Consider the following 12,996-nt stretch of genomic DNA (forward strand, 5'->3'; position numbering starts at 1 on the left):
GTCGCGCCCATGACGAGCCGACGCTCGCTCCCCTTCCGCCTTCTGGCGTCCGCCCTGCTGATCACCGGACTGGTGGCCGGCTGCGGAGGCCCTCCACCTGACGCCGCACCCGCACCGGCCGCCGCGGGCTTCCCCGTCACGGTGGCCAACTGCGGCGTGAACACCACCTACCGGCAGCCGCCGCGGCGGGCGGTCACGATGAACCAGCACGTCACCGAGATCCTGCTGGCGCTCGGGCTGGAGAAGTCGATGGCCGGCACCGCCTATCTCGACGACCGCGTCCCGCAGCGGTACGAGGCCGCGTACAAGAGCGTCAAGGTGCTGGCCGAGGAGTACCCCTCGTACGAGGCGCTGCTGTCGGCCGAGCCCGACTTCGTCTACGGCGGCTTCGACAGCGCCTTCGACGACAAACAGGGGCGCGGCAGGGACGCGCTGGCCAAGACCGGCATCCACTCCTTCCTCAACCTGGAGGCCTGCCCGTCCGGGCCGGTGACCATGGACCTGCTGGAGGAGGAGGTCCGCACGATCGGCCGGATCTTCGGCGTCGGCGACCGCGCCGAGCGGCTCGTCACCGAGCTGCGCGGCGTGCTCGACGGCGTCAAGGGCAAGGTCGGGGACGCCGGGAAGGTCAAGGTGTTCGTGTACGACAGCGGCGACAAGACCGCCTTCACCGCGGGCGGCGCCGGCATCGGCAACGACATGATCACCCGGGCGGGCGGCACCAACCTGTTCGCCGACCTGGACAAGGCGTTCGGCGACGTGTCGTTCGAGCAGGTCGCCGAGCGCGCGCCCGAGGCGATCGTGATCTACGACTACGGCGACCAGACCGTGGCGGACAAGAAGAAGTTCCTGCTGGCCAACCCGGCGCTCAAGGACGTGCCCGCGATCAAGGAGCAGCGGTTCGCGGTGTTGCCGCTGTCGTCCACGGTGCTGGGCGTCAGGGCGCCGGAGGGGGTGGAGTCGCTGGCGCGTCAGCTTCACCCCGACCGCTTCTCGTGAGCGGGGCCACGGCATCGCGGCCGGAGCCCGAAGCCGAGCCGCGTGCCCGTGCCGTGCGCCTGCCGTACGGGATGGTGCTGGTCCTGCTGGGGGCGGCGCTCGTGGTGGCGGCGACGGCCGGGATCGCGGCCGGGTCGGTCGGGCTGGCGGCGGGGGAGGTGTGGGCGATCGTGCTGCACCGGATCGTGCCCGCCGCGATCGAGCCCGCCTGGCCGCCGGTGCGGGAGACGATCGTGATGGACGTGCGCGTGCCGCGCGTCCTGCTGTGCGGGATCGTCGGCGCGGGCCTGGCGGTGTGCGGGATGGCGCTGCAGGCCCTGGTACGCAACCCGCTGGCCGACCCGATGTTGCTCGGCGTCTCCTCCGGGGCGAGCGTCGGCGCGGTGACCGTGCTGGTGCTGAACCTCTCGTTGTTCGGCGCGTTCTCGCTGCCGCTGGCCGCCTTCGCCGGCGCCCTGGCCGCCCTGACGGCGGTGTACGTCCTGGCCCGCTCCGGAGGGCGGATGACCACCGTACGGCTGGTCCTGGCCGGAGTCGCCACCGCCGAGGTGCTCTCGGCCATCGCCAGTTACCTCATCGTCACCTCCGGCGAACCGCGCAAGGCCGAGTCGGCGATGCGCTGGATGCTGGGCGGCTTCGGCGGCACCACCTGGGACCTGGTGCCCATCCCGGCGGCGGCGGTGCTGCTCGGGACGGTGGCGCTGCTCGGCGTCTCCCGGCCGCTCAACCTGCTGCTGGCGGGGGAGGAGGCGGCCGCCTCGATGGGCCTGAACGTGCACCGCTTCCGCGCCGCCCTGTTCGTGCTCGTCGCGCTGGTGGTCGGCGCGATCGTCGCGGTCAGCGGCTCGATCGGGTTCGTCGGGCTGATGTTGCCGCACATCGCCCGCCTGCTGGTCGGCGCCGAGCACCGCCGCGCCCTGCCGGCCGTCGCCCTGCTCGGCGCGGCCTTCCTGATCACCGCCGACCTGGCGGCGCGCACCGTGATCGCTCCCGAGGAGGTCCCGATCGGCGTACTGACCGCACTCGTGGGCGGCCCCTTCTTCCTGTGGCTGATGCGCCGGAGGGCCGCCCGATGACGACGCCGGGGACCCTGCGGGTCGAACGCGTGGGCGTCACCGTCTCCGGCCGTGACCTGGTACGCGAGGCGAGCCTGGAGGTGGCGCCCGGCGAGGTCGTCGCGCTCGTCGGCCCGAACGGCGCGGGCAAGTCCACCCTCTTGCGCACCCTGTACCGCGCCCGCCGCCCCACCTCGGGCCGGGTGCTGCTGGACGGCGAGGACGTCTGGCGGATGGGCGGCAGGCGGCTGGCCCGGCGGCTGGCCGCCGTCATGCAGGAGACGCCGGGGGAGTTCGAGCTGACCGGGTACGAGGTGGTGGCCATGGGGCGCAGCCCGTACAAGCGGGCCTTCCAGGGGGACGACGCCGGCGACCGGAAGATCATCACTGACGCGCTGGCGGCGCTGGACGTCACCGGGCTCGCGCGGGCGCCGTTCGACCGGCTGTCGGGAGGGGAGAAACAGCGCGTCCTGATCGCCCGCGCCCTCGCGCAGCAGACCGGCACGATCGTGCTGGACGAGCCCACCAACCACCTCGACCTGCGCCACCAGCTCGACGCGCTGCGGCTGGTGCGTGGCCTGGGCGTGACCGCGGTGATCGCGCTGCACGACCTCAACCTGGCCGCCGCCTTCTGCGACCGGATCTGCGTCATGGACGCCGGCCGCGTCGTCGCCGACGGCCCGCCCGCGCGGGTCCTCACCCCCGGGCTGCTCGCCGAGGTGTACGAGGTGGACGCCGAGGTGACCATTCACCCCGGCACCGGCATCCCGCAGATCAACGTCCTGCCCGGCCTTCCCCTGTCCGGTTCCGGAGGAAGCGCGTCCCCACAGCCCGGCCATGAAGGGAGCACCGCGCCATGACCCCGTTGCGGCCCGCGCCGCCCGCGTCCGTCGCCGAAGCCCTGTCGGACCTCGCCACCATCGGCCCGTTCTTCGCGATCACCGTCGGGGACGCGGACGGCGCCTGGCGTCCCATCGCGCACGCCTACGCCGAGGGCATGCCGCACCTGGTGGCGGCCCGCGCCGCCCGCTACCGCACCTCCGAGTTACGCGTCGCCGCCTCGATCGTGCAACTCGGGCACGCCGCCCGCCTGTGGTCGCTCACGCTGGGCTGCGCCGTCGCTCACGGCCTCGTCCCCGATCTCGACGACCTGCACCAGGAGACCGAAGGCGCGGCCCTCCTGGTGCCCCGGCCCCGAGGGTGGCTCGTGCCTGACGCGCTGCCCCAGCCCCGAGGGTGGCTCATCCCTGATCCGCTGCCCCGGCCCGGCGGGTGGCCGGACTCCGAGACGCTCGCACCGGTGTTGTACCGCCTGGTCATGGAGGAGCACCTGGCCGCGCTGGCCGCCGGGCTCCGGGTCAAGGTCGCCTCGGGGCTGCTGCACGGGAACGCCGCCTCCGCGCTGGCCGAGGCCGCCCGCGAGCTCATCAAGGCCCGCCCCAGCCTGCGCGCACCCGTCACCGAGCTGACCCGGCGGCTGCTCGGCACGGGAGACCTGCGCGGCAGGGGCCTGCCCCTCAACCGGGACTTCGCCTTCCGCCGCAGCACCTGCTGCCTGTACTACCGGGTCCCCGGCGGCAGCGGATGCGGCGACTGCTCACTGGACCGCGACCGTCACCGCCCGCCCGACGGTTGATCGAGGGCGGCGGGCAGGGCCGCTCTGACGCGGGCCGCGGCGGCGACCATGTTGCGCAGGGCAGATTCGATCTCGGCGGGCTCGCGGGTGCGCAGCCCGCAGTCGGGATTGACCCAGAGCCGGTCGGGCCCGACGGACCTGAGCAGGTGGCGCAGCGCGTCGGCCATCTCCTCGACGCCGGGGACGCGGTGCGAGCGGCTGTCGTACACGCCGGGGCCCACCCCGCCGCGGAAGAGCGCGGCACGCGGGCCGGACAGCGGTCCCATGCGGGGACGCGCCGACTCGACGCTGGTGACGTCGGCGTCGAGGGCGCCGATGGCCGCGAGCACGTCCTCCGACCACGACTGGCAGATGTGGGTGTGGATCTGGGTGGTGTCGGCGATGCCCGAGGTGGCCAGCCGGAACACGCCGGTGGCCCAGGACAGGTAGAAGGCGCGCTGGGCCTGCCGCAGCGGCAGGAGCTCGCGCAGCGCGGGCTCGTCGATCTGGATGATGCCGATGCCGGCGGCCTGGAGGTCGTGGATCTCGTCCCGCAGCGCGAGGGAGAGCTGCCGGGCGATGTCGGCGCGTGGCAGGTCGGTGCGCGCGTAGGAGCGGGCCAGCAGCGTGACGGGGCCGGTGAGCACGCCCTTGACCGGGCGGTCCGTGCGCGACTGGGCGTAGGTGGCCCAGCGGACGGTCATCGGGGCGGGGCGGGAGACGTCGCCGTAGAGGATCGGCGGGCGTACGTAGTGGGTGCCGGACGCCTGCACCCAGCCGTGGCGGGTCAGGGCGAACCCCCGCAGCCGCTCGGCGAAGTACCTGACCATGTCCTCGCGCTCTGGCTCGCCGTGGACCAGCACGTCGAGGCCGAGCCGCTCCTGGAAGGCGATCACCCGGTCGATCTCGTCGCGTACCGCCCGTTCGTAGCCGGCCTCGTCGATCAGGCCGTCGCGCAGGTCCGCCCGCGCCCGGAGGACGCGTTCTGAGGGAGGGAACGAGCCGATGGTGGTGGTGGCCAGGTCGGGCAGCCCGAACGCGCGCCGCTGCGCCGCCGACCGCACGGCCCACTCCGCGCGCGGCCGCCCTTTGCCCAGCGCGTCCAGTCGCGCGCGCACGCGGTGGTCGGGCGCGTACAGGCGGGCCACTGTGTCGTGGTCGGGCGCGTGCGGGCGGGCGGCCGTGGGGCGATGACCGGTGGCGTCGCTCACGGGAGGGTTCGGGGCGGTGGCGTGGGACGGGGTGGCCGGGCGTTCCTGGCGTAGGGCCCGGCCGAGCGCGACCACCTCATCGACCTTCTGCCTGGCGAAGGAGAGCCGCGCGCGCAGGCCGGGGTCGAGGTCGGGCTCGGCGTCCAGGTCGAGCGGCACGTGCCGGAGCGAGCAGGAGGTGCTCACCGTCACCTCCCCGGCCAGGCCGAGCAGGGACGCGCAGGTGGCCAGGGCCTGGCGCGGGTCGGTACGCCACACGTTGCGGCCGTCCACCACCCCGGCGACCAGGGTGCGCAGCGGCAGCCCGCCGATCGAGGCCAGCGCCTCAAGGTTGCCGGGACCGGCCACGAAGTCCAGGCCGATGGCCTCCACCTGGGTCGCGGCCAGGACGGGCAGCGCGTCCCCGATCTCGCCGAAGCCGGTGGAGACCAGCAGCCTGGGCCGGGACGGGAGGGCGGCCAGCCTGCGGTAGGCGTGGCCGAGCGCGGCGAGTTCGCGGGAGTTGCGGTCGCAGGCCAGGGCGGGCTCGTCGAACTGCACCCAGGTGGCGCCCGCGCCGCTGAGCCGTTCCAGCAGCTCGGCGTAGACCTCGATCAGGTCGTCGAGCAGGTCCAGCGGCCGGAAACCGGCGGGCGAGGCGGCCAGCAGCAGAAACGTCAGCGGCCCGACCAGCACGGGCCGGGTCTCCACCCCCAGCGCGCGGGCCTCCAGGTACTCGGCCAGCGGCTTGGCCCGTCCGGCCGCCGCCAGCCTGAACCTGGTGCCGGGGCCGATCTCCGGCACCAGGTGCTGGTAGCCGGTGCCGAACCACTCGTCCGTGGCCAGGCCGGGGATGCCGTCCGCGCCGCGTGCCATCGCGAAGTAGGCGTCCAGCCCGTCCAGGTGGCGGAAGCGTTCGGGGACGGCGTCCACCAGTACGGCGGCGTCGAGCAGGTGGTCGTAGAGGGAGAAGGTGTTGGACGGGATCTGGTCGAGACCGGCCGCGCGCAGGTCCGTCCAGACCGACCCGCGCAACCGCGCACCCACCTCCAGCAGCCCTTCGGCGTCCAGCCGGCCCGCCCAGTACTCCTCCGTGGCCGATCTCAGCTCACACCGGGGGCCGATGCGGGGATAGCCGAGCACAGTGGTGCCGGGGACGGTGGTGCCAGGCGCGGTGGCGGGGCTGTCGGGCGCGGTGGCGTGGATGTCAGGCCCGGTGGCGGGCGTGGTGGCGGGGGTGTTGGCCACGTACTCTCCTTCGCGAGTCACGGGAGACCTCGACGATCCCCCGGAGGCGAAGGGCGCGACCGCAGAACGAGGTGTGGCGCGCACCTGCGATTCGCCCGGCCCGCCCTCGAGGCCGTCGATGTCGCCGCACGCCGGCGCGCGCGGGCAGCGGCAGGTCTTCGGACTCGTGGGCGTCCTGCTCGCTCCTACTGGCCGTCGCTTCCCGGGCCCGGAGGCCCAGTGCGGGTGACGGCGGTCGCTCCCACTCACCGCTGCGGGGCAGCCCCGGATTCACACCGGGTTCCCTCTTGCGACGCGCCTGCCTGGCGGGCAGGTACGAACCGACTGCGGCACCCACCCTAAGCCGCGCACACCCGTCCCGTGACCCCGGGGGCTCAGTCCAGGCAGAACTCGTTGCCCTCGGGGTCGGCCATCACGATGAAACCCAGCTCAAGCGGGGGAGCGGGCTCGACGCGGTGCGACCGGGTGGCGCCAAGGGGGATCAGCCGCTCGGCCGCCGCCTCCAGGGCCGCCATCCGCGCCTCGCCCTCAAGCCCGGGAGCCGCCCGTACGTCAAGATGCACGCGGTTCTTGACCTGCTTGCCCTCCGGCACCCGCTGGAAGAACAGCCGCGGCCCCGAGCCGTCCGGGTCGACGGCCGCCGAGGCGTCGTTGCGCTTCTCGGGCGGCACGCCCCACGCCTCCAGCGCCTGCTCCCACGACTCGAAGCCCTTGGGCGGATCCTGCACCTGATAGCCGAGCGCCTCGGCCCAGAAGGCCGACAGCGCGGCGGGGTCGGCGCAGTCGAAGGTGATCTGTACGTCGCGCGCCATGTCAGCTCGCCTCCCGGTGGGTGTGCAGGTAGAGGTCGCGCAGCAGGCACACCTCGGCCAGATGGTGGATCAGCTCGCGGTGGATGTGCAGCACCAGCGCCGAGAGCGGATAGTCGGCGTACGGGCCCTCCGCCTCACCGCACGGGCGGGCCAGCCCGTCCTCGCCGAGGGCCTCGACGCCGGCCAGCCATCTGGCGTACTCGGCGTCGAGCTGGGCCAGCGCATCGGTGGCGGTGGCGGCGTACTCGTAGGAGTCGTAGTCGGTGGGCACGCGGCCGAAGTGCGAGGCGTTACGCATCGCGAGCACGCCGACGTTCACGTGCGCGAGACGCCAGGCGATGGTCGTGAACGGCGCCGGTTCCGGCATCGGGAACGCGAAGTCGATGGTCATCGCGCCGGCTCCGGCCTGCACCGGCGCTGTGCCGGTGCCGCGCGGGCGCACGTTCCACGAGCCGGGCGCCGGCTCCCAGAAGTATTCGTCGTCGGTGAGCCCGTCGAGCCGGTCGCGCAGCTGGTGGGTCCAGTGCCAGTCGATCTGGTCGCGGAGCAGGGAGTTCCAGGTCTGGTCGGTCATGCGTCTCACCTTCCCGCAAATAGCGGACAGGATCGGTCCGTGATGTGTGGAACCATGAAAAAATGACCGTCGAGGGGACGACCGAGCGCGTGCTGCGCCTGCTGGCGCTGCTGCAGCACCGCCCGTCATGGACCGCCACCGAACTGGCCGCCGAGCTGGGCGTGACCGACCGCTCGGTGCGCCGCGACGTGGAACGGCTGCGCGTGCTCGGCTACCCCGTGCACGCCACGGCGGGCGTCGGCGGCGGCTACCAGCTCGGCGCGGGCACCAGGCTGCCGCCGCTGCTCTTCGACGACGAGGAGGCGATCGCGACGGCGGTGTCCCTGCGGCTGGCGTCCGGCGGCACGGTCGCCGGCGCTGGCGAGGCGGCGCTGCGGGCGCTGGCGAAGCTCGACCAGGTGATGCCGCCCCGGTTGCGCGCCGAGGTGCGGGCGGTGCACGGCGCCACCGACACCCTCACGGGGCCGGGGGTCGAGATCGACCAGGAACTGCTGGTGACGCTCGCGCGGGCCTGCCGCGACGCCGTGCGGGTGCGGTTCAGGTACGCCGCGCGCGAGGGCGGGGAGAGCGAGCGCACGGTCGAGCCGGTGCGGATGGTCGCCACCGGCCGCCGCTGGTACCTGATGGCCTGGGACACCGGCCGCGACGACTGGCGCACCTTCCGGCTGGACCGGATGCGCGAGGTGGCGGCGACGACCTGGCGCTTCAAGCCGAGGCCGCACCCCGACCCGGTCGCGTACGTGCAGCGGGGGACGACCGAGGCGCCCTACCGGTATCTGGCCCGCGTACGCGTGCACGCCCGGCCCGCCCAGGTGCAGGAGCTGGTGCCGCCCCAGGTGGCGCGGGTGGAGGAGGATCGCGACGGCTGGTGCGTGCTCATCGTCGGCGGGGACGACCTGAACTGGATGGCCGTGCACGTGGCCCTGGTGCCGTTCGAGGCGGAGGTGCTGGAGCCGCCCGAGCTGCGGGAGGCCATCGCCCGGCTCGCCCGCCGCCTCACCGCGATGGCCGAGCCCACCTGACGGGCCCGGCCGATCGGCTCTGAAGTGTTACGCCGGCGCCTGGGTGATCTTCGCGAAGGGGTTCGGGTACTGGCCGGTCCAGCGGTGGAGCTGGGCCTGGCCGGTGTGCTTCTCGACGCCGCCCTCGGTGACCTTGTCGGCGGCGGCCACGTAGTAGCGGCCGCCGCCGAGCGAGATCAGGCCGTACTCGCCGCCGGTGGCCCGCCAGCCCCTGACGCCCGTCGCTTCGTCCTCGACCCCGCCGGACGCCAGGGTGAGGAGCTTACCGCGCTCGGCCTCGGGCTGGCCCTTGATCTCGCCCGTCCTGGGACGCTTGTCGCCGTCCACCGCGAAGAGGGTGTAGTTGGGGAACGTCGGCTTCGTCCCCTTGTAGACGGCCATCATCCAGTTGCCGGTGTGCTCGTCGTACTCGAGGTTCTGCACGCCGTAGGTGGTGTTGCCGGTGTAGACGAAGTACTTGCCGTCCGCCCGCTCGGGGCCGCTGTCGTGCGGGGCGCTCTCGGTGAGGGGCTGCTCGTACTTCTTCCAGCGCTGGATGTCGTACTGGAGCAGGACCTGGTGGTCGTTGTCCGCCCGGGAGGTGTTGGCGTAGATGCCGTAGGCGACGGTCAGCTTCTGCTTGCCGCCCTTCTTGCCGAACTCGGGGCCGAAGGAGACGCCGTCGATGCCGCTGCAGCCGTAGCGGTGGTCGGGGGTGTCGCCGATGTTGCCGTCGAACTTGCCGTCGCTGTTCATGTCGGCGGCGTAGTCGGCGACGACGTCCTTCAGGTAGACGGTCTTGACCACGTCGGTGGTCTGGGCGTCCATGTCCGGCTTGGTGATGCGGTCCACATCGAAGATCGCGATGTAGAACGACTCCTGCTCCTTGTACTCCAGCGAGCCGTACACGCGGCCGTCCTGGGCGTTGAAGTCGAGGTCGCCGAGATGCCCGGTGAAGCCGGTCACGGAGCCGATGAGCTTGCCCTTGAGGTCGGTCTTGACCAGCAGGTTGGTGAAGGAGAAGTACATGAACCCCTTGCGCCGGTCGATGGCCATGCCCTGGACGTGCCCCGCGGTCCAGGCGCCGCCGTCGATCTCCGCCGGTAGGTCGCGCGGGCGGTCGGCGGCGGTCGCCGGAGGCGAAAGGAGGGTCAGGGCCGAGGTGGCGGCCACGGTGAGAGTCAGGACCTTGCGCATGGTGCAGTACCCGTCTTCGACGTTTCAGTGATCGAGCAGAGACGTTATACCGGCCCCATGCCGATGTCTGACTATTTCTTGAACTGTCAGTTAATCGCCGCCGAACCTCCTGTGTCGCCGGTCAGCCGAACTCCTCGATGTACTCCTCCGCCGGGCCCAGTTCGGCCCGGTCCCGGAGTTCCAGGAGACCGCCGAGCCGTTCCAGCTCCAGGACCGTCACGACGTTCTCGCCCGTACGCAGCAGCGGCGCCGGGCAGTACAGCGTGACCTGCGGGCCGATGTCCCAGTGGCGGCCGAGCAGGAAGCCGTTGACCCAGACCAGGCCACGTCCCGAGCCCGGCAGAGCGAGGAAGGTGTCCGCGGGTGTGTCCACGCGCACTGTCGCGACGGCGAAACCGGCGTCCCCGTCCTCCAGGCCGGCGTTGGTCGCCTTGGACAACTCGTCGGCCGACCACTCCTGCAGCGCGATCGGCGTGTTGTCCCAGCCCTGCACGATCCGCCGATCGACGAGTACGGGCCCGAGCAGGCCCTTGTGCCGGCCGAGGCCCGGCCCGTAGTTCACCCGGCCGAGGCTCTCGACCAGGACCTCCAGGCGTACGACGGCTCCGGTGCCGTGGATCGGGAGCTCCGGGGAGCCGGGCCCGGCGACGCCGAGGAGCACGCCGTCGGCGAAGACCAGGGCGCGGTCGCGTACGTCGGTGAGGGTGAGCCGGTGCTCGCCCGCCGGGATGCGCGGCCGCGCGGTGTGCAGCACCATGCCGGCGTCCAGTCCGAGCCGCTCGAAGGAGGCCGGGCGCGGCCCCGACGAGGTGGGCGCGGGCACGGCGCGCAGCCCCGCGAGCAGGCCGGCGTGGTGCACGAGGGGGACGCGCGCCGGCGGCAGCACCGGCATGCGCTCCGGCACCCGCAGGGGTCCGCTCGCCCCGAGCACCTCGCGCATGGCGTGGAACTTGGGCGTGAGCGTGCCGTCCTCGGCGACGGGGGCGTCGGAGTCGTAGCTGCTCACGGTGGGTTGCAGCAGTCCGTCCTGCTCGTTGGCGCCCGCCCAGAGCCCGAAGTTGCTCCCGCCGTGCGCCATGTAGACGCTCACGCTGCCGCCGTCGGCGACGATCCCTTCGAGCGTGCGCACGGCGCTGTCCACCCCGCGTACGTGGTGCCGCTCGCCCCAGTGGTCGAACCAGCCGTTCCAGAACTCGGCGACGACGAACGGCTCGTCCGGCCGCCGCGCGGCGAGCAGGCGGCGGGCGGCCCCGGGCTTGGAGCCCAGCGTGACGGCCGCGAGGGTGCCGGGCAGGGTGCCGCCGTCCTGCATCAGCTCGGTGGGGCCGTCGGCGGTGAACAGCAGTTCCCCGATGCCGCGCGCGGTCAGGGCGTCGCGGTTCCAGCGCAGGTAGTCCCGGTCGTCGCCGTAGCTGCCGAACTCGTTCTCCACCTGCACGGCCACGACGGGCCCGCCTTCGGCGGCCTGGAGCGCGGCCAGGCGCGGGATCAGCTCGTCGAACCAGCGGCCGGTCGCGGCGGTGAAGGCGGGGTCGGAGCTGCGCAGCGCCAGGTCGCGCCCGGTGAGCCAGCTCGGCAGGCCGCCGTTGGACCACTCGGCGCAGATGTAGGGCCCCGGCCGCACGATGACGTCGAGACCCTCCTCAGCCACGGTCTCGATGAACCGCTCCACGTCCCGCCAGCCGTCGAAGCGTGGCGCGGCGTCCTCGCGGGGCTGGTGGAAGTTCCACGCGACGTAGGTGTCGACCGTGTTGAGCCCGAGGTCGGCCAGGCGCCGGATCCGGTCCCGCCAGAGGGCGGGGTGCACGCGGAAGTAGTGCAGCGCCCCGGACAGGATGCGATGCGGTACGCCGTGCCGGAACAGGCGGCCGCCATGCCAGGTGAGCGTGCTCGTGGGCGGCGCGTGGGCCGTGGTCGTCGTCGTGGCCGGGGTGGGATCCGGCGCGGGCAGCTCGATCACGCAGGGGAGCCTATGTTATCGATGACATCTGTAACAAGCGCGCTATGATCTGGGCTGACGACTTCGCGGCGCGTACCGGCCGCGAGAAGTTCGCGGCGCTGAGCGGCCGCGAGAGGTTCGCGCGCTGAACGGCCGCGAGAGATTCGCGGCGGACCAACGCCGCGAGAGGTTCGCGGCGCGCAGCGGCCGCGAGAGGGGAGCGCCATGACCGAGACCGCCGGGCGGCCCGCGAGACAGCCGAGCATGGCTGACGTGGCCAAGACCGCCGGGGTGTCGGCGCAGACCGTCTCGCGGGCGCTGCGCGACTCGCCGAACGTCAACCCGGAGACCAGGAAGCGCGTGCTGGCCGCGGTGGACAAGCTCGGCTACCGCTTCAACAACGCCGCCAGGGTATTGTCGTCGGGCCGCAGCCACACCCTCGGGCTCGTGCTGCTGCAGTCGGGCGGCTACTACTCGCGCTCGGCGGTGACCGCCGGCGTCGAGGCGGCGGCGGGCGAGGCCGGCTACGCGGTGAGCATCGCGACCATCGCCAGGCTGGACACCGCGCTGATGGAGCGCTCCCTGTCCAAGCTCGCCGACCAGGGCGTGGACGGCATCGTCATCGCCGTGCCGCTCATCTCGGTGACCCAGAAGGTGGAGGACATCACCCGCGACATCCCCACGGTCACCCTCGACGGCTCGCGCACCGCCAGCGCCCGCGTGCTCGGGATCGACCAGAAGGAGGCGGGCCGCCTGGCCACCCGGCACCTGCTCGACCTCGGGCACCGCCAGGTCTGGCACGTCTCGGGCCCCGACGAGTGGATCGAGGCGCGCCAGCGCCGCCAGGGCTGGCAGGAATGCCTGGCCGCGGCCGGGATCGCGGCGCCTCCGCCGCTGGAGGGCGACTGGTCGCCCGACTCCGGATACCGGCAGGGGCAGGTGCTGGCGATGATCCCCGACGTGACCGCCGTCTTCGCCGCCAGCGACGAGATGGCCTTCGGGGTGATCCGCGCGCTGCGCGAGCGCGGCCGGTCGGTGCCCGCCGACGTGTCCATCGTGAGCGTGGACGACATCGCGCTGGCGGCCTACTGCCACCCGCCGCTGACCACCGTACGGCAGGACTTCTACCGCTCGGGCGCGGCGGCCGTCTCGCTGCTGCTGGACGGGGACGTGGCCGGGGATTCGCTGGTCAGCGCGTCACTGTCGGTCCGCGACTCCACCGCGCCGCCCCGCCCATCCTGAAACCCACCCCCGGAGCCCGGCCTGGGGCCGCCCCGGCGTCCCGCTGTCACGAGCCATGTGGCGGCTGGGCGTAAAGTGCCTCTTGCGCTGTCATGTTATCGATGCCACTGTAACAACGTCCGAA

Annotated in this window: 11 protein-coding genes and 1 riboswitch; of the genes, 6 read left to right on the forward strand and 5 right to left on the reverse strand. The window is 73.0% G+C overall.

Annotated features, from left to right (window positions below; all coding sequences use genetic code 11):
• Positions 1-9 precede the first annotated feature (9 nt).
• The 4 genes from AB0I81_RS25935 to AB0I81_RS25950 are packed head-to-tail and all read left to right on the forward strand — an operon-like array spanning position 10 to position 3,690.
• Positions 10-999: an ABC transporter substrate-binding protein gene (locus AB0I81_RS25935; RefSeq protein ID WP_360661181.1), complete on the forward strand. Its 990-nt coding sequence runs from the start codon at positions 10-12 to the stop codon at positions 997-999.
• Complete coding sequence (locus AB0I81_RS25940) at positions 996-2,075, forward strand: iron ABC transporter permease (protein ID WP_360661184.1); 1,080 nt, start codon at positions 996-998, stop codon at positions 2,073-2,075. The genes AB0I81_RS25935 and AB0I81_RS25940 overlap by 4 nt, the downstream gene beginning before the upstream one ends.
• Positions 2,072-2,914 (forward strand): ABC transporter ATP-binding protein, encoded by an 843-nt coding sequence (locus tag AB0I81_RS25945; protein WP_360661187.1) that lies wholly within the window; start codon positions 2,072-2,074, stop codon positions 2,912-2,914. The genes AB0I81_RS25940 and AB0I81_RS25945 overlap by 4 nt, the downstream gene beginning before the upstream one ends.
• Positions 2,911-3,690, forward strand: coding sequence for a (2Fe-2S)-binding protein (locus AB0I81_RS25950; protein ID WP_360661189.1), 780 nt, complete (start codon positions 2,911-2,913; stop codon positions 3,688-3,690). Before AB0I81_RS25945 ends, AB0I81_RS25950 begins: the two co-directional genes overlap by 4 nt.
• Here AB0I81_RS25950 and metE read toward each other — a convergent pair.
• The 3 genes from metE to AB0I81_RS25965 all read right to left on the reverse strand — a co-directional run bounded on the left by metE (position 3,669) and on the right by AB0I81_RS25965 (position 7,493).
• Entirely contained in the window at positions 3,669-6,002 is a 2,334-nt protein-coding gene (gene metE / locus AB0I81_RS25955) for a 5-methyltetrahydropteroyltriglutamate--homocysteine S-methyltransferase (protein WP_360661794.1), read from the reverse strand. The two genes, AB0I81_RS25950 and metE, sit on opposite strands and share 22 nt — an antisense overlap.
• A 257-nt stretch (positions 6,003-6,259) precedes the next feature.
• Positions 6,260-6,396: riboswitch (cobalamin riboswitch) on the reverse strand.
• A gap of 85 nt (positions 6,397-6,481) precedes the next feature.
• Positions 6,482-6,919, reverse strand: a complete 438-nt coding sequence (locus AB0I81_RS25960; protein ID WP_360661192.1) for a VOC family protein — start codon at positions 6,917-6,919, stop codon at positions 6,482-6,484.
• 1 nt (position 6,920) lies between these two features.
• Entirely contained in the window at positions 6,921-7,493 is a 573-nt protein-coding gene (locus AB0I81_RS25965; RefSeq protein ID WP_360661194.1) for a DinB family protein, read from the reverse strand.
• Positions 7,494-7,555: 62 nt separating this feature from the next.
• Here AB0I81_RS25965 and AB0I81_RS25970 point away from each other — a divergent pair, with 62 nt between their 5' ends.
• A complete protein-coding gene (locus AB0I81_RS25970) occupies positions 7,556-8,515 on the forward strand; it encodes a YafY family protein (protein WP_360661197.1) in 960 nt (319 codons plus the stop codon).
• Between the two features lie 27 nt (positions 8,516-8,542).
• Here AB0I81_RS25970 and AB0I81_RS25975 read toward each other — a convergent pair whose 3' ends face one another.
• Both AB0I81_RS25975 and AB0I81_RS25980 read right to left on the reverse strand, forming a co-directional pair.
• On the reverse strand, positions 8,543-9,691 hold the full coding sequence (locus AB0I81_RS25975; RefSeq protein ID WP_360661200.1) for a hypothetical protein: 1,149 nt from the start codon (positions 9,689-9,691) through the stop codon (positions 8,543-8,545).
• Between the two features lie 121 nt (positions 9,692-9,812).
• Positions 9,813-11,651, reverse strand: coding sequence for a glycoside hydrolase family 35 protein (locus tag AB0I81_RS25980; protein WP_360661203.1), 1,839 nt, complete (start codon positions 11,649-11,651; stop codon positions 9,813-9,815).
• A gap of 204 nt (positions 11,652-11,855) precedes the next feature.
• On the opposite strand from AB0I81_RS25980, the gene AB0I81_RS25985 reads away from it, so the two are divergent.
• Complete coding sequence (locus tag AB0I81_RS25985; protein WP_360661206.1) at positions 11,856-12,872, forward strand: LacI family DNA-binding transcriptional regulator; 1,017 nt, start codon at positions 11,856-11,858, stop codon at positions 12,870-12,872.
• Positions 12,873-12,996 lie beyond the last annotated feature (124 nt).

Source organism: Nonomuraea sp. NPDC050404 (assembly GCF_040655495.1).
Lineage (GTDB): Bacteria > Actinomycetota > Actinomycetes > Streptosporangiales > Streptosporangiaceae > Nonomuraea.